This is a genomic window from Pandoraea sputorum (assembly GCF_000814845.2).
Taxonomy (GTDB): Bacteria; Pseudomonadota; Gammaproteobacteria; order Burkholderiales; family Burkholderiaceae; genus Pandoraea; species Pandoraea sputorum.
Genome location: NZ_CP010431.2, coordinates 4,200,731 through 4,215,970, shown reverse-complemented (window position 1 = coordinate 4,215,970; position 15,240 = coordinate 4,200,731). Strand labels below are relative to the sequence as shown.

Sequence of the window (15,240 nt, the reverse complement as noted above, 5' to 3'; positions counted from 1 at the left end):
GTCCGCGATTCCGTCATTTGGCGCACATGGGACGCACATAGCGCGGCGTGCGCACGGAAACCATTTTCCGCGCCCGTCAGGGCGTCGGCAGGTGATTCCATGGTAGGGAGTGCGAAGTGTTTGTGCTGTCAGCCGCGACGTCAACGCGGTGTAGGCGGAGTCGGGTTGCGCTGTCAGTGCATTCCGACCGGGGGGCGGGGAGGCTGCGTGGCGTCTGTCGTGCCGGTGGTGTCGGCGCCGTCGCGCGAAGGTGTCGCGTTCGGCGATTCGGTGACCTTGCCGTCGGAAGACGCTTCACCCGATTGCGCGGAGACGGTGCTTTCCGTGACTTCGGTCGCGATATCCAGCGCGTCGGCCGGATTGCACAAGGGGAGTACCACCTGAATCTCAGTTCCCAGGCGCTGCGGCAACGAGTGGATGTCGATGCGGCCGCCCTTGGCCGAGACGCGCTGACGCATGCCGAACAGGCCGTGCGTTTTGGGCTTGTTGAACTGATCCTGCGTGAGGCCGATGCCGTTGTCGATCACTTCGAGGCGCACGCGCTGGTCGTCGCAGGCGAGGGCGATGCGCACAGTCGTGGCGCGCGCGTACTTGCCTGCGTTCGTCAACGCTTCCTGCGCCACCCGGAACAGCACGATGGCGGTCGACTCGGGCAATGCGAAGTCTTCCTCAGGCAGATCGAGATCGAGCTGCCAGTGTTGCTGGTCGGCCGTTTCTTCCGCGAGCGAGCGCAGCGCGGTGACGAGGCCGAAGTTGATCAGCACGGTCGGGCGCAGGTTCTCGATGATGCGGCGCTTGGTCTGAATGCCGGAGTCGAGATTGCGTTGCGCACGCGCGAGTTTCTCGGAAATCACCGGCTCGACGTTGCGCAGCTTGTGATGTGCCCACGTGACATCCATCTTGCACGCCGTGAGAATCGCGCCGAGTTCGTCGTGCAGTTCGCGCGACAGACGCGTCTTTTCGTCTTCGCTCACGTTTTGCAAGTGGGTGGCCAGTTCGTCGAGCTGTTCGGTGCGCTCACGCACGAGCCTGTCGAGGTGAGCCTGCTGCTCGTGCAACTGGTCGCGGGCGAGTTGTTCCTGTCGCATCTGCTTGCCGAGCACGCGGAATAACAAGATGAAGAGCAGAATTGTCAGCACCGACAGTGCGCCAGCGCTGACCGCCGAGATCGCCTGATCGAAGCGACCGTTGTCCTGCGCTGTGCGGGCGCGGGCCAGCTCGCGGTTATAGAGATCGGTAATGCCGGTCTGCACCGGCTCCATCGTCCCGAGGCCGAGATGGGCCGGGGACAACGCTTCCTCCATCGTCATTTGCCCCTGCGTTACAGCAGATCGCGCCGTGTCCATCGCCGTGATGCGCTCAGAGAACAGGGTCATGACGCGCGCGAAATCGCGCGTGGCCTGATCGTCGCCCACGTCCTTGTAGTGCTGGATGACGAGCGCTGAGAGATCGCGAATGCGTCGCACGGCCGACAGATAGGGATCCAGATAGCCCACATCGTTTGTGAGCAGATAGCCGCGCTGGCTTGCCACCACCGTCGAGGTGCGCGCAATGATCTCGTTGAGTTCATTGGCGGCGGTCATGTTTTGCAGCGCCGCTTCGTAGGTGGAGGCGAGACGACGGTGTGCCGATTCGAGTCCGATCAGACTGCCGACCGTGATGACGATCGCAGCGATCATGGCGATGATCCAGCTTCGGCGACGCAACCAGGACGTAAATCGGGGCATTGGGCGTTGTGAGCCGTGAATGGCGTGAAAGTTGTGAGTGGCGTGGCAGCGGCCTGGAAAGGCGCGTGGCCGCGGCGATGACTGCGAAAACAGCGCTAAAACAGCGCTGAAACAGCCCAAAAGCGACCCAAAAACGCGCCGATACCGGGCCGCCAGGTGGCCGTTGATAGCGGGGAGTGCTTTGATCATACGGCGAAAATCGCCACATCCGCGAAATTGTCAGCAAATTCCTACGCAAAAACCAGCGCCGCGCGGGCAGTCCCGCGAGCGGCGTTTTTCTACTATTCATTCAGCGCCCTCGGGTTGGCGTGCCGTCTGACAAGGCAGGCGCCAGCCGCAGGGAGCCAGAAAGTCTCCGGGAAATTAGATATGAAACCAAGGAGAACGCCATGCTGAAGTGGGCTTTGTTGTTCGCGCTGATATCGATCGTGGCAGGCCTGTTGGGCTTTACCGGGATTGCCGCCGGCGCGGCCGGGATTGCGAAGATTCTCTTCGTTCTGTTCCTGGTGCTGTTCGTGGTTTTCTTGCTGCTTGGCCTGACCGTCGCCAAGAAAATCGTCGACTAGAAGTGCGCTGCGGCGCGTTTTGCGCCGCAGCATAGCCATGTGGCTCGCGGCAAGCGGTTCGCGCAGCGCTTGACACATGCGCTAACGGGCCATCGACATTCAAGGAGGTTGCGATGCTTCACTATGCCGTTGTTTTCTTCGTGATCGCGTTGATCGCCGCGGTTTTCGGTTTCACGGGAATCGCCGCCGGTGCGGCTGAAATCGCGAAGATTCTGTTCTTCATCTTCCTGGTGATCTTTCTGGTCACGCTGCTCTTCGGGGTGGTCCGACGATAGATACCGTCAGGGAACGCGGGGCGGCCTGAGCCGCCCTTCGCCCTATCTGGCGTCAGATGGGGCAATGACGCAATGACATTCCCCAACCCCGGCAAACTCGCCAAACCGCTACAGGAGAATTCGCAGATGCATACCGCCAAGCAAGCTAAACAGCACGCCAAGCAGGCCAAGCACGCGATGACCGGTAATGGTCATAGCCAGCACGCGGGAGAGGATTTCGAGATCGACGTTCGCGCCCTGCGCGAGCGTGCCCGAGAGCACCTCGACGAAGGTGCCGTCACGGAAGACTACCGGGCCGATCGCGACGCGGTCGTGCACATGCTCAACGATGCGCTCGCCACCGAATTGGTCTGCGTGCTGCGTTACAAGCGCCACCATTTCATGGCCACGGGGATTCATGCCGAGCCGGTGGCCGCCGAATTCGCCGAACACGCTGCGCAGGAGCAGGATCATGCGGATCGCATCGCGGCGCGTATCGTGCAACTGGGCGGCGAGCCGGATTTCTCGCCGGACAGCCTTTCCTCACGCAGCCACGCCGAGTACGTTACATGTAAGACCCTGCGCGACATGATTCGCGAAAACCTCGTCGCCGAGCGTATTGCGATTGAGAGTTACCGCGAGATGATTCATTATTTGGGCGACCGGGATACCACAACCCGTCGCTTGCTCGAAGAAATCCTCGCCGTCGAGGAAGAGCATGCCGACGATATGCGGGATCTGCTCGACCGGGAGTGACGGCCATGGCGCGCGCATCGAATTCACTCAAGCGCGGCCAGGAGGCCGACGGGGACAGTCTCTGGAGCTTAGATGTCACTGACAATAAAAATCCTCATTGCCGACGACCACGCCATCGTTCGTACCGGCTTCAAGCAATTCATTGCCGACGAGTCGGACATGGAGGTGCTGGGCGAGGCGGCGAGCGGCGACGAGGTGATTCGTGCCGTGCGCGAAACCGAATTCGATGTCGTGCTGCTGGATATCGCCATGCCTGACAAGAACGGCATCGACACTCTGCGCGTGATCAAGCAGTTGCGACCCGAGCAGGGGGTGCTGTTCCTGTCCACGTATCCCGAAGCGCAATACGCGGTCAATCTGCTGCGCGCCGGTGCCGACGGTTATCTGATGAAGGACGCCGCACCCGAAGAGATCATTCGGGCGATCCGTACGGTGGCGCGGGGGCATCGCTACGTGAGCGAGGTGACGGCGGATTTGCTGGCGCAGAAGCTCGACAAGCCGGTCGATGAGCCCATGCACGAACAACTCTCGGAGCGTGAATTTCAGGTCTTCTGCAAGCTGGCGCAGGGCCGCACGCCGACCGAGATCGCCGACGAGCTGCATCTGTCGGTGAAGACCGTCAGCACCTATCGCGCGCGTGTGCTGGAAAAGATGCATTTGAAAACCAATGCCGACCTGACGCTTTACGCGCTCAAGAACGGCCTGATCAGTTGAGAGAGGCTTTTCATGTCAACTGGGAACTCAGCCACGCTTACAGGGACGCGTGCGCCCCTCAAGGTGCTGCTGATCGAAGATTCGGCGGTGATTCGCGAGAGCCTGTCCGAAGCGCTCGGCTCGAGTGGCATGCTGGAAGTGACAGGCGTGGCGGAGACGGCCGACGACGCGGTCCGTACCCTTGAAAACGATTCCTTCGACGCGGTCATCGTCGATATCCAGTTGCGGCGCGGCTCTGGCATGGACGTGCTGTCGTACCTGCACAGCAGAGGCATGCTGGAAAAGCTGATGGCGATCGTGCTGACCAACTATGCGCTCGCGACCTACCGCAAGCGCTGCCAGCAACTGGGCGTGCGACACTTTTTCGACAAGTCGCTGGAGTTCGACGAAGTCATCAGAGTGCTCGACGATTTTGCCAACGAGCGGCAGGCCTGAGGCCTGCGCTCTCTATCTGCGAAATTCAGTATAAAGAGATCAAATTTTATTATTTTCAACTATTTAGGCGCATGGGCTAGAATATTGCCTTTGCGCTAAATAGAGTGTTGGCGGCGGCACTGTCCGGGAAGTTTCGGCAGTGGGGCTGCTATTTTTTTGCATGATCGAACTCCAGAACATTACCCAGCGCTTCGCTGGACCCAAGGGGCCGATCGACGCGCTTTCCAATATCAGCCTGTCGATCGAGCGCGGCGAAGTTTTCGGCATCATCGGCCGAAGCGGCGCCGGTAAGAGCACGCTCGTGCGTGTGATCAACCTGCTTAACCGTCCCAGCGACGGCTCGGTGCGGGTCGACGGTCAGGATCTGACCTCGCTGTCGTCCGACGAACTGCGTCAGGCGCGCCGTCGCATCGGCATGATCTTCCAGCACTTCAACCTGCTCAGCTCGCGCACCGTCTACCAGAACGTGGCGCTGCCGCTGGAACTCGCGGGTATGACGGCCGCAGACATTCGCGCGAAGGTGCTGCCGCTGCTCGAACTCGTGGGCCTCACCGCACAGAAGGATCGCTATCCGTCGCAGATTTCCGGCGGTCAGAAGCAGCGCGTGGGCATCGCCCGGGCGCTCGCAAGCGAGCCGCAAGTGCTGCTCTCGGACGAAGCCACCTCGGCGCTCGACCCCGAAACCACGCGCTCGATTCTCGAACTGCTCAAGCGTATTAATCGCGAACTCGGTCTGACGGTCGTGCTCATCACGCACCAGATGGAAGTCATCAAGCAGGTCTGCGACCGTGTGGCAGTGCTCGACGCTGGCCGCGTGGTCGAGCAGGGCGCCGTGATCGACGTGTTCCTGCGTCCGCGCCACGAAGTCACCCGCGCGCTGATCGGCGACGTGATTGCGCAGGAACTCCCTGAGGGCGTGCGCCAGCGTGTGGCGTCGCGCATCGGCAATGGCCACGACCATCTGTATCGTCTCGCGTTTTCCGGGGCGGGCGTGGACCAGCCGCTGCTCTCCGAGGCCATTCGCCGCTACGAACTCGATTTCAACATCCTGCATGGCCAGATCGACGAGATCCAGGGGCAGGCGTTCGGATCGCTCGCCGTGATGGCGGGCGGCACCCCGGCCCGCGTGGCCGAAGCCATGGCGTTCCTCGCCAGTCAAGGCGTTGTCGTTGAGGAGCTGAGCCATGTGGAGTGAAATGTTCGATCTGTTCGTCTCGTCGTTCTGGGAGACGCTGATCATGGTTGGCATCTCCGGCCTGATCGGCGCAGTCGTCGGTGTGCCGCTGGGCGTACTGCTGTACCTGACGGACCGCAACGGCGTCTTGCAGAACCTGCCGACCAACCGGATCGTCGGCATTCTCGTCAACGCTGTGCGCTCGACGCCGTTCATCATTCTGCTCGTCGCGGTGATTCCGTTCACGCGACTGATCGTCGGGTCGTCCATCGGCACGATGGCCGCCGTGGTCCCGCTTACCATCGCTGCTGCACCGTTCGTAGCGCGTCTGGTGGAGACCGCGTTGCGTGAAGTGGACCGTGGCCTGATCGAGGCCGCCCAGTCGATGGGCGCGACGACCGGTCAGATCGTCATGAAGGTGCTGCTGCCCGAGGCGTTGCCCGGCATCGTCGCCGGTCTGACGATCACGTTCGTGAGCCTGGTCGGTTACTCGGCCATGGCCGGTGCGATTGGCGGCGGCGGGCTGGGCGACCTCGGCATCCGCTACGGCTATCAGCGCTTCCTGCCGGAAGTCATGATCACCGTGGTGCTGATTCTGATCGTTTTCGTGCAACTGGTGCAGACGTTCGGCGATTGGCTGGTGCGGCGTCTGAGCCACAAGTAATTCCCACATAACAACGGTTGCCGGTCGAACCGGCACTTCACTCACACACGCGAGGTTTTTCATGCAACGTCGTACGATTTTCAAGCTGCTGGCCGGTGTTGGCGCCGCCACGGTTTTCGCCACGCAATTCTCGGCTCCTGCGGTAGCCGCTGACGCCATCAACCTGAAGGTCGGCGTGACGGGCGGTCCGCACGCGCAGATCTTCGACGAAGTGAAGAAGGTCGCAGCCAAGGACGGCCTGAACCTCAAGGTCATCGAGTTCAGCGATTACGTGCAGCCGAACGCCGCCTTGTCGTCGGGCGATCTCGACGTGAACAGCTACCAGCATCAGCCGTACCTCGACGCGCAGGTGAAGGACCGTGGCTACAAGCTCGAATCGATCGCCAAGACGGTGATCTTCCCGATGGGTATCTACTCGAAGAAGATCAAGTCGCTGGCCGATCTGAAGACGGGCGACAAGGTTTCGCTGCCGAACGATCCGACCAATGGCGGCCGTGCGCTGCTGTTGCTGCAAAAGCAGGGCCTGATCAAGCTGCGCGCCGACGCCGGACTGAAGGCAACGCCCATCGACGTGGCTGAGAACCCGAAGAAGCTGAAGTTCGTGGAACTGGACGCCGCGCAACTGCCGCGCTCGCTCGACGACGTGGCCGTGGCCGTCATCAACACCAACTTCGCGATGGAAGCCGGTCTGAACCCGAAGAAGGATTCGATCGCCATCGAAGACGCGAACGGTCCGTACGCCAACGTGCTGGTCATCCGTTCGGCCGATAAGAACAAGCCGTGGGTCGCCAAGCTGATCAAGGCCTACCACTCGCCGGAAGTGAAGGCATTCATCGAGCAGAAGTTCGGCGGCTCGGTCGTAACGGCCTGGTAAGTTTCGGGATTATTCGGCGGGGTACCGCTCGGATACACCTGACGAAAGACGGCAACGCTTTGCGGCGTTGCCGTTTTTTTTCGTCCGTGTGCGAGGCGAATCTCTCCATTGGGCTAAGGATTCCCGCGTGGCGGGAGACGGGGCGGGCGCTGCGTCGACGTTTGTTGCAATTCCGGTGCTGTCACGGTTTTGTCAAATAACAGCGATAGCCTGAGTGCCAAGTAAAAGAGGGTGCCCACGGGCACCGTCACAAGACGCGGGTATGGGCCAAAGAGCAACGACCGCACGTGAAACACGGGGAATGGGTGAGACTTGATCGGGGCACATCGAAGTCAAGATGCCCCCGGTGCGCATGAGTGTGCCCGCCACATGTCCGTATAACGTACAGCTGTTTGCATGATGCCGGCGCGCCGCACCGACTTACGGAGTCTCAGTTGAACCCTCTCCCGCCTGCCGCAGTTGCCGGGATACGTCCGCAGGATCGCTTTGGCGCTCCCGCGACAGCGCGCGATGCGCAGCCAGCTTCCGCTCTCTCTACTTCGCCCCCCGCTGCCAGCCCGTACGTCGAACCCGACGAAGCGTCGCTGCTCGCCGATCTTTGTGAAGGCATCGGCCTGACCTGTGTGTTCCAGCCCATCGTCGATTTCCGCACTTCTGAGATCGCGGGCTACGAAGGCCTTGTGCGCGGGCCTGCCGGGACATCGATTCATTCGCCGATGGCGTTGTTCGCGGCGGCGCGGCGTCACGGCGTGAGCGGACCGCTCGAACTCGCCTGTCGTCGCACGGTGCTGCGCGGCTTCGTCGAGCAGGACTTGCCTGAACGTCTGTTCCTGAACATCGGTCCGGTCACGCGCGCGCACCCCGGCGGTGGCGTGAGCGAATCGCTCGGTCTGGACGAGACGTTCGCCATGCTTCAGTCGTTCCGACTCGCGCCTGAGCGCGTCGTGCTGGAGCTTACCGAACAAGCGCCCACGCTGGACCTGGCGAGCACACGCGCATCGCTTGCCGCCTACCGTGCGCTGGGCTTCGAAGTGGCGCTCGACGACATGGGCGAGGGCTATGCGAGTCTGCGCCTTTGGTCGGAACTGCGGCCCGATTACGTCAAGATCGACCGGCATTTCGTCGACGGTATCGACACCGACACCGTCAAACTTCAATTCGTGCGCTCGATGCGTCAAATTGCGGAGACGAGCGGCACGCGCGTCATTGCCGAGGGCATCGAGCATGCCGAGGAGCTTCAGGTCGTGCGCGATCTGGGCATCTTTCTTGGGCAGGGGTATTTCATTGCGCGACCCGAAGCGCAGCCGCAGCGGGCCATCACGGCGAACGTGCAGGAAGTGGTGAACGAGCGCCGTGCTTATGTCCACCAGCAACCGAGTCAGTTGGGAGCGGGAAACGTGACGCTCGAGCGCATTGCCTCCTACGTCGCGCCCGTCTCGCCGGACACGCGCAGCGAGGATGTGGTGGCGCGCTTCGAGAGCGATCCCGCGCTGGAAGTGCTACCGGTGGTGGAGCGCGAGCGCGCCGTCGGGCTGATTGGACGGGCGTCGCTGATCGGGCGCTTCGCACGACCGTTCACGCGTGAGTTGTACGGACGCAAGCCATGCTCGGCCGTGATGGAGCCGCGACCGCTCACGTTCGACAAGGCGGCACGCGTCGAGGATCTGAGCCGGATGATTGCCGAAGGGGCGAGCCGTCAGATCGCGGCCGGTTTCATCGTCACGGATCAGGGGCGTTACTTCGGTGTGGCGCAGGGACACGCGCTGATGCGTCACATCACCGATATGCAACTGGATGCGGCGCGCTATGCCAACCCGCTGACGCTACTGCCGGGCAACGTGCCCATCGACGACTACATGGATCGCATGATCGGGGAGCGTCAGTCGTTCCACGCCTGTTACGTCGATCTGGACAACTTTAAGCCGTTTAACGACGTGTTTGGCTATCGCCGTGGCGACGACCTGATTCAACTGGTCGCGCGCGTGCTGATGGCGGTACGCAATCCCGAGCGCGATTTCCTCGGACACATCGGCGGCGACGACTTCCTGATTCTATTCCGTAGCCCCGATTGGGAGGCACGGTGCCGCGAAGCGCTCACGCGTTTCGGGGAAGCGGTGACGGAGTACTTCCACCCGGATCAGATCGCTGCTGGCGGGTTCGAGGCCGAGGATCGTCGCGGCATGGTCATCTTCCATCCGATCACGAGTCTGTCGATTGGTGTGGTCGCGGTGACGCCGGAGAGCTTTCCGTCACACGTGGAAGTCTCGGCGGCGGCTGCCGATGCCAAGAAGATGGCCAAGCGCGCGCTCGGTAACAGTCTGTTCATCGAGCGGCGTCGGGCGCATCGGTGAGCCGCTCGGCGGTGCTTCGTCACATAGAAAAAGCCCGCCAATCGGCGGGCTTTTCCTTTGAATCAGATTAAGACTCAGTGCGACAGCGCTGGCATACCTTCCATGCTCGCGGCGTCGTTTTCACGCTCTTCCGACAGGTACGGGGTGCGCCAGCCAGCCTTCACGCCCCAGTGATAGAACGCGAGCGACAGCACCGCTACGATGACCATGTCCCAGCCATAAGGCAGCACGCCGAGCCCGCCGAACTCCTTGCTGCCGATGTACGAGCAAAGCGCCATGCACGGCAGGTAACCGATCAGCCACCACGAGGCCTTGAGGTCGCGACCGAACCCTTGCCAGTTGTCCTTTGCCTGGTAGTAGAAGTACACCGGCAGCGCCACGACCACCAGCACGATTATCTGGCCGGTCAGCGGCCAACGGGCCCAGTACAGGATCAGCGAGGCGCAAACGAAAGCAAACGGCGCGATCAGCGATAGACCCGGCAGGCGCAGCGGCCGGTGCATCTCCGGCGCCGAACGACGCAGCGACATCACGCTGATCGGGCCGGTGAGGTACGAAATCACGGTCGCCACCGAGATCACGGCGGCCAGCGAATCCCAGCCGCGGAAGAAGAACATGAAGATGAACGAGATCGCGAGGTTGAACCACATCGCCTGACGCGGCACACCGTACAGCGGGTGCACACGACCGAAGATGGCGGGCAACGTGCGGTTGCGCTCCATCGCGTAAATCATGCGGCTCGTGGTGGCCATGTACGTCGTGCCCGTGCCGCTCGGGCTCAGGAACGCGTCGAAGTACAGCACGATCGCCAGCCAGTTCAGGCCCAGCGCAATCGCCAGTTCGGCGAACGGCGAACTGAAGCTCACCATGTGCCAGCCGCCCGCGAGCTGCTCAGGCGAGAGCGCGCCGATGTACGCGACTTGCAGCAACAGGTAGATGACGGTCGCAAGCAGGATCGAGCCGACGACTGCAAACGGAATGCTGCGGCCCGGATCACGCGCTTCACCCGCGAGATTCACGGGGCTTTGGAAGCCATTGAAGGCGAACACGATGCCGGAGGTGGCGACGGCGGTCAGCACCGCCGACATGCCGTTCGGCGCGAAGCCGCCATGCTCGGCGATGTTGAAGTTGCCGGGATGGAAACCGGCAATCATCAGACCGGCGATGGTCAGCGCGGGAATCGCGAACTTGAAGAGCGTGATCGCCGTGTTGGCGCGTGCGAACAGCTTCACGCCCCAGTAGTTCAGCATGAAGTAGACGATCACGAGCAAGGCGGACAGCACTAACCCGCTCGTTGTGAGCGTGCCGTCCACGAACAAGGCGTGCGCCCAGTCGTACGGCCACGTGCTCATGTACTGGATCGACGCTTCGGCTTCGATCGGAATGACCGACACGATGGCGATCCAGTTGGCCCAGGCGGCGATGAAGCCGACGAGACTGCCATGCGAGTAACGGGAGTAGCGCACCATGCCGCCCGATTCGGGGAACATCGCGCCGAGTTCGGCGTACGTCAGGGCAATGGCGAGAATCACGACAGCGCCGATAAGCCAGGCGAAAAGGGCCGCCGGTCCGGCGATCTTGGCGGCTTTCCAGGCGCCGAACAGCCAGCCGGAGCCGATGATCGAGCCGAGACCGGTCAACATCAGGGCGAACGGCCCGATGTTGCGCATGAGGGATTGATTGTTATCCATAGATGTCTACTCCACGCCCGGGGGGTGACAAGCGGACGCCCGCAGGGAGCGGGCGACGCATTGCGCGAGGGCGGACACGGCAGTCAGGCCGTCGCCATCACAAGGAGCATGACGGCGCGGGGGCGGCGCTGACGGACGCGACTTCTGTTGATCGGCTTCGCGACACCGCACCGACTTCCGACGTCACACCGCAATTCGCCTTTGTGCCGGTCGAATTGGGGTCGGAGTCGTGGTTCGCGAAAAAAAGCGCGATTCTACCCGAGCCGTGCCGCCTCTGTGGGACTTTGTAACGCTTCCACGATGGCACCCGGTTCGGCGACGTTAGGTCGAAATGCGCGCAACCCAGTCGCGGCGCGGCTCACGCTGTGGGAAAGCCACTATTACAAATTGTTAAAGGGTCAGATGAGTTTCACATCCCGGCGAGACAGAGATACTTCATCTCAAGGTACTCGTCGATGCCGTATTTCGACCCTTCGCGGCCCAGTCCAGATTGCTTGACCCCACCGAATGGTGCGACTTCGTTCGAGATGAGGCCGGTGTTGATACCGACCATACCGGCCTCGATGCCTTCGGCTACGCGCCATACGCGGCCTACGTCGCGAGCGAAGAAATACGACGCCAGTCCGAAGTCGGACGCGTTCGCCAGCCGGATGCCGTCGGCTTCGTCCTTGAAGCGGAAGACGGGCGCGACCGGGCCGAACGTCTCCTCCTGGGCTACGAGCATATCGGCGCTGGCGTCGGCCACGACGGTCGGCTCGAAGAAGCGGCCGTGCAGCACCTTGCCGCCGACGGTGACGCGTCCGCCCTTGGCCACAGCGTCCTCGACGTGACGCTCGACCTTGGTGATGGCGGCATCCTCGATGAGCGGGCCGATCGCCACGCCTGGCTCAAAGCCATTGCCCACGCGCAGGCGGCTCACCGCAGCAGTGAGCTTTTCGACGAAGGCGTCGTAAATTCCGTCTTGCGCGTAGATGCGGTTGGCGCAGACGCACGTTTGCCCTGCATTGCGGAATTTGGATGCGATGCAGCCTTCGACGGCGGCGTCGACGTCGGCGTCGTCGAACACAAGAAACGGCGCGAGGCCGCCGAGTTCGAGCGCCACCTTCTTGATGGTGGACGCGCATTGCTCCATCAACTTCGCACCGACCGGCGTCGAGCCAGTGAAGGAGAGATGGCGCACGCGCGGGCTGGACGTCAGCACGTTGCCCACGTCCGACGAGTTTTTCGACGTCACGACATTGAACACGCCCTTGGGCAGACCGGCGCGGTCGGCCAGTTCGGCCAGAGCCAACGCAGATAGCGGAGTGAGACGGGCCGGTTTGACCACGATGGTGCAGCCCGCGGCGATGGCTGGCGCGATCTTGCGCGTGATCATCGCGATGGGGAAGTTCCACGGCGTGATCGACGCACAGACGCCGATGGGTTGTTTGAGCACCAGCAGGCGCTTGCCGCCTTCGGGCGAGGCGAGCACGTCGCCGTCGATACGTTTGGCTTCCTCGGCGAACCACTCGATGAACGACGCGCCATACGCCACCTCACCCTTGGCTTCGGCCAGCGGCTTGCCTTGTTCGGCCGTCATGATGGCGCCGAGGTCGTCCTGCGCCGCCATGATCAGATCGAACCAGTGACGCATGATGCGGGCGCGTTCCTTGCCCGTCTTGCCGCGCCACTCGGGCAGCGCGGTCTCGGCGGCGACGAGCGCGCGCTCGGTTTCCTTCGCGCCGAGATCGGCGACTTGCGCAATTTCGGCATCGGTGGCCGGATCGTTGACTGCGAAGGTGGCGTGGGAGTCGGCTTGCGTCCAGTCGCCGTCGATATAGGCGCTGGTCTTGAGCAGGTCGGGATCTTTGAGGCGGGCCAGCGCGGGATGCGACCTGGCTGATGCGTGGGCGGCATGCGAATTGCGGGACGAGGACACGATTAGCTCCTTTCGATGACCGGCCGGTGCGCTCGGGGGAGGTCGCGCCGACCCGGGGGATGGAAATGGATACGGCTTATCTGTCTTTCGGGTGCCAGCTTACTCTATTGATGGAGAAGGCTCGTGGCGCGCAGCGTGCATTGCGCGCAAACACAAACGCCGACAGCCTGATGGCCGCCGGCGTTGGGCATGACGCAGGATCGGTGGCCCGTTTTACAGGCCGAGATCCTTATATAGAGCAGCCATGCGCGCGTCGACGTCGGCGGTCATTTCGATCGGACGCCCCCACTCGCGCGAAGTTTCACCCGGCCACTTGTTGGTCGCGTCGATCCCCATCTTCGAGCCCAGCCCAGCCTTGGGCGAGGCGAAATCGAGATAGTCGATGGGGGTCTGGTCGACGAGCGTCGTGTCGCGTGTCGGGTCGACGCGTGTCGTGATCGCCCAGATGACCTCTTTCCAGTCGCGGATATCGACGTCTTCGTCCACCACGACGATGAACTTCGTATACATGAACTGGCGCAGGAAGCTCCACACGCCGAACATCACGCGCTTGGCATGCCCCGGATAAGCCTTCTTCATCTGGACGATGGCCATCCGGTAGCTGCAACCCTCGGGCGGCAGGTAGAAGTCGGTGATTTCCGGGAATTGCTTTTGCAGCAGCGGCACGAAGACTTCATTCAAGGCCACACCGAGGACAGCCGGCTCGTCGGGCGGTTTGCCCGTGTAGGTCGAGTGATAGACGGCGTTGCGGCGCATCGTAATACGCTCGATCTTGAACACGGGGAACCATTCCTGCTCGTTGTAGTAGCCGGTGTGATCGCCGTAGGGGCCTTCGAGCGCGTGTTCGTAACCGGCGGTCGCACCCCGCGAGGGCGGCGGCGGTGCGCCTTCGGGCACGACAGGCGGTTGTTCGGACGGGTAAATAAAGCCTTCCAGCACGATCTCGGCGCGGGCGGGCACGCGTAGCGACTCCAGTCCGGGCGTCACGCACTTGGCCAATTCCGTGCGGCTGCCGCGCAGCAAACCAGCAAACTGATACTCGGAGAGCGTGTCGGGAACGGGGGTGACCGCGCCGAGCATGGTCGCCGGATCGGCGCCGAGGGCAACGGCAATCGGGAACGGCTTGCCCGGATTCGCCTGCGCGAACTCGCGGAAATCCAGCGCGCCGCCGCGATGCGCAAGCCAGCGCATGATGACTTCGTTGCGGCTGATGACCTGCTGACGATAGATGCCGAGGTTCTGGCGTTTGCGATGCGGGCCTTTGGTGATGACCAGTCCCCACGTAATCAGCGGCGCTGCATCGCCGGGCCAGCAGGTCTGGATCGGCAGACGCGAGAGGTCGACGTCGTCGCCCTCCCAGACGATCTCCTGACACACCGGACTGCCGACTTCTTTCGGGGCCATGTCCCACACGGCCTTGGCCATGCCGAGCAACTTGCCTGCGTCCTTCAGCCCGCGCGGCGGCTCGGGTTCCTTGAGCGTCGAGAGAAGACGGCCGATATCGCGCAGCGAGCCGAGCGCGTTCTCGCCGTTCTCGACACCCATCCCCAGTGCCACTCGTTCAGGGGTGCCAAACAAGTTGGCAAGCACGGGCATGTCATGGCCGGTCGGCCGCTCGAACCACAGGGCCGGGCCGCCGGCTTTGAGCACGCGATCGGCCAGCGCTGTCATCTCAAGCACCGGCGAGACCGGCACGTCTACGCGACGAAGCTGGCCGGATCGCTCCAGTTGCGCGGTGAAGTCACGAAGATCGAGATATTTCATGAAACAAACGGTTACCAAAAATTTTTACGAAATTCATACGTCCGGATCGAACGGGCGTTTGAATCACGCGAAAGTCGGGGTGACACCCTTGTAAACGCGGGGTGGGGCAGGGCATTTTACCGGCCAAGGCAGTAAAACGTCACGGCAAAACAGGTGTTACAAATTACTTTTGGTAATGATTTTGGCTATTAATAGTATTGACGGTTTATATATCACTGCTACAATCCGCCCGTTGAATCCAGAAAGGCGGCTTCGATGACGGGTAGGCCGACCCGCTCGAGCTTAGCGACAACTACAACATCGACGTGGATTTTCAGTGGCTGGTTTTCTCACCGAGGTCGGGAAACCAGTG

At 62.2% G+C, this 15,240-nt stretch carries 13 protein-coding genes; 9 read left to right on the top strand and 4 right to left on the bottom strand.

Features of this window, described 5'->3' with window-relative positions; all coding sequences use genetic code 11:
* Positions 1–173 precede the first annotated feature (173 nt).
* The gene (locus NA29_RS18550; RefSeq protein ID WP_072633326.1) at positions 174–1,679 is read right to left on the bottom strand and encodes a sensor histidine kinase; all 1,506 of its coding nucleotides are present in this window, start codon (positions 1,677–1,679) and stop codon (positions 174–176) included.
* Between the two features lie 437 nt (positions 1,680–2,116).
* On the opposite strand from NA29_RS18550, the gene NA29_RS18545 reads away from it, so the two are divergent.
* From NA29_RS18545 to NA29_RS18505, 9 genes are all read left to right on the top strand, one after another.
* Entirely contained in the window at positions 2,117–2,293 is a 177-nt protein-coding gene (locus NA29_RS18545) for a DUF1328 family protein (RefSeq protein WP_039400351.1), read from the top strand.
* Positions 2,294–2,406: 113 nt separating this feature from the next.
* Entirely contained in the window at positions 2,407–2,568 is a 162-nt protein-coding gene (locus tag NA29_RS18540) for a DUF1328 domain-containing protein (RefSeq protein ID WP_039374862.1), read from the top strand.
* Positions 2,569–2,745: 177 nt separating this feature from the next.
* Positions 2,746–3,303, top strand: coding sequence for a ferritin-like domain-containing protein (locus tag NA29_RS18535; protein ID WP_039403973.1), 558 nt, complete (start codon positions 2,746–2,748; stop codon positions 3,301–3,303).
* Between the two features lie 72 nt (positions 3,304–3,375).
* Positions 3,376–4,017: a response regulator gene (locus NA29_RS18530; RefSeq protein WP_039400349.1), complete on the top strand. Its 642-nt coding sequence runs from the start codon at positions 3,376–3,378 to the stop codon at positions 4,015–4,017.
* Between the two features lie 12 nt (positions 4,018–4,029).
* A complete protein-coding gene (locus tag NA29_RS18525; RefSeq protein WP_039400346.1) occupies positions 4,030–4,452 on the top strand; it encodes a response regulator in 423 nt (140 codons plus the stop codon).
* A gap of 160 nt (positions 4,453–4,612) precedes the next feature.
* A complete protein-coding gene (locus NA29_RS18520; RefSeq protein WP_039400344.1) occupies positions 4,613–5,647 on the top strand; it encodes a methionine ABC transporter ATP-binding protein in 1,035 nt (344 codons plus the stop codon).
* Positions 5,637–6,290 carry a methionine ABC transporter permease gene (locus tag NA29_RS18515; protein WP_039400341.1) on the top strand — a complete coding sequence of 218 codons (654 nt, stop codon included), beginning with the start codon at positions 5,637–5,639 and terminating at the stop codon, positions 6,288–6,290. Before NA29_RS18520 ends, NA29_RS18515 begins: the two co-directional genes overlap by 11 nt.
* A 61-nt stretch (positions 6,291–6,351) precedes the next feature.
* Positions 6,352–7,164, top strand: coding sequence for a MetQ/NlpA family ABC transporter substrate-binding protein (locus NA29_RS18510; RefSeq protein ID WP_039400338.1), 813 nt, complete (start codon positions 6,352–6,354; stop codon positions 7,162–7,164).
* A 434-nt stretch (positions 7,165–7,598) separates the two neighbouring features.
* On the top strand, positions 7,599–9,515 hold the full coding sequence (locus NA29_RS18505; RefSeq protein WP_039400335.1) for a GGDEF domain-containing protein: 1,917 nt from the start codon (positions 7,599–7,601) through the stop codon (positions 9,513–9,515).
* Positions 9,516–9,589: 74 nt separating this feature from the next.
* Here NA29_RS18505 and NA29_RS18500 read toward each other — a convergent pair whose 3' ends face one another.
* The 3 genes from NA29_RS18500 to NA29_RS18490 form a co-directional block, all read right to left on the bottom strand.
* The gene (locus NA29_RS18500) at positions 9,590–11,206 is read right to left on the bottom strand and encodes an APC family permease (RefSeq protein ID WP_039400333.1); all 1,617 of its coding nucleotides are present in this window, start codon (positions 11,204–11,206) and stop codon (positions 9,590–9,592) included.
* Between the two features lie 409 nt (positions 11,207–11,615).
* Positions 11,616–13,124 carry an NAD-dependent succinate-semialdehyde dehydrogenase gene (locus NA29_RS18495; RefSeq protein ID WP_039400331.1) on the bottom strand — a complete coding sequence of 503 codons (1,509 nt, stop codon included), beginning with the start codon at positions 13,122–13,124 and terminating at the stop codon, positions 11,616–11,618.
* 213 nt (positions 13,125–13,337) lie between these two features.
* Entirely contained in the window at positions 13,338–14,888 is a 1,551-nt protein-coding gene (locus tag NA29_RS18490) for a UbiD family decarboxylase (RefSeq protein ID WP_039400330.1), read from the bottom strand.
* Positions 14,889–15,240 lie beyond the last annotated feature (352 nt).

Excerpts from the sequence above, each read along its gene's own strand:
- NA29_RS18535 (WP_039403973.1), top strand. The coding sequence starts at position 2,746 with ATGACCGGTAATGGTCATAGCCAGCACGCGGGAGAGGATTTCGAGATC.
- NA29_RS18540 (WP_039374862.1), top strand. The coding sequence starts at position 2,407 with ATGCTTCACTATGCCGTTGTTTTCTTCGTGATCGCGTTGATCGCCGCG.
- NA29_RS18500 (WP_039400333.1), bottom strand. The coding sequence starts at position 11,206 with ATGGATAACAATCAATCCCTCATGCGCAACATCGGGCCGTTCGCCCTG.
- NA29_RS18490 (WP_039400330.1), bottom strand. The coding sequence starts at position 14,888 with ATGAAATATCTCGATCTTCGTGACTTCACCGCGCAACTGGAGCGATCC.
- NA29_RS18510 (WP_039400338.1), top strand. The coding sequence starts at position 6,352 with ATGCAACGTCGTACGATTTTCAAGCTGCTGGCCGGTGTTGGCGCCGCC.
- NA29_RS18520 (WP_039400344.1), top strand. The coding sequence starts at position 4,613 with ATGATCGAACTCCAGAACATTACCCAGCGCTTCGCTGGACCCAAGGGG.
- NA29_RS18550 (WP_072633326.1), bottom strand. The coding sequence starts at position 1,679 with ATGATCGCTGCGATCGTCATCACGGTCGGCAGTCTGATCGGACTCGAA.
- NA29_RS18525 (WP_039400346.1), top strand. The coding sequence starts at position 4,030 with ATGTCAACTGGGAACTCAGCCACGCTTACAGGGACGCGTGCGCCCCTC.
- NA29_RS18515 (WP_039400341.1), top strand. The coding sequence starts at position 5,637 with ATGTGGAGTGAAATGTTCGATCTGTTCGTCTCGTCGTTCTGGGAGACG.
- NA29_RS18545 (WP_039400351.1), top strand. The coding sequence starts at position 2,117 with ATGCTGAAGTGGGCTTTGTTGTTCGCGCTGATATCGATCGTGGCAGGC.
- NA29_RS18530 (WP_039400349.1), top strand. The coding sequence starts at position 3,376 with ATGTCACTGACAATAAAAATCCTCATTGCCGACGACCACGCCATCGTT.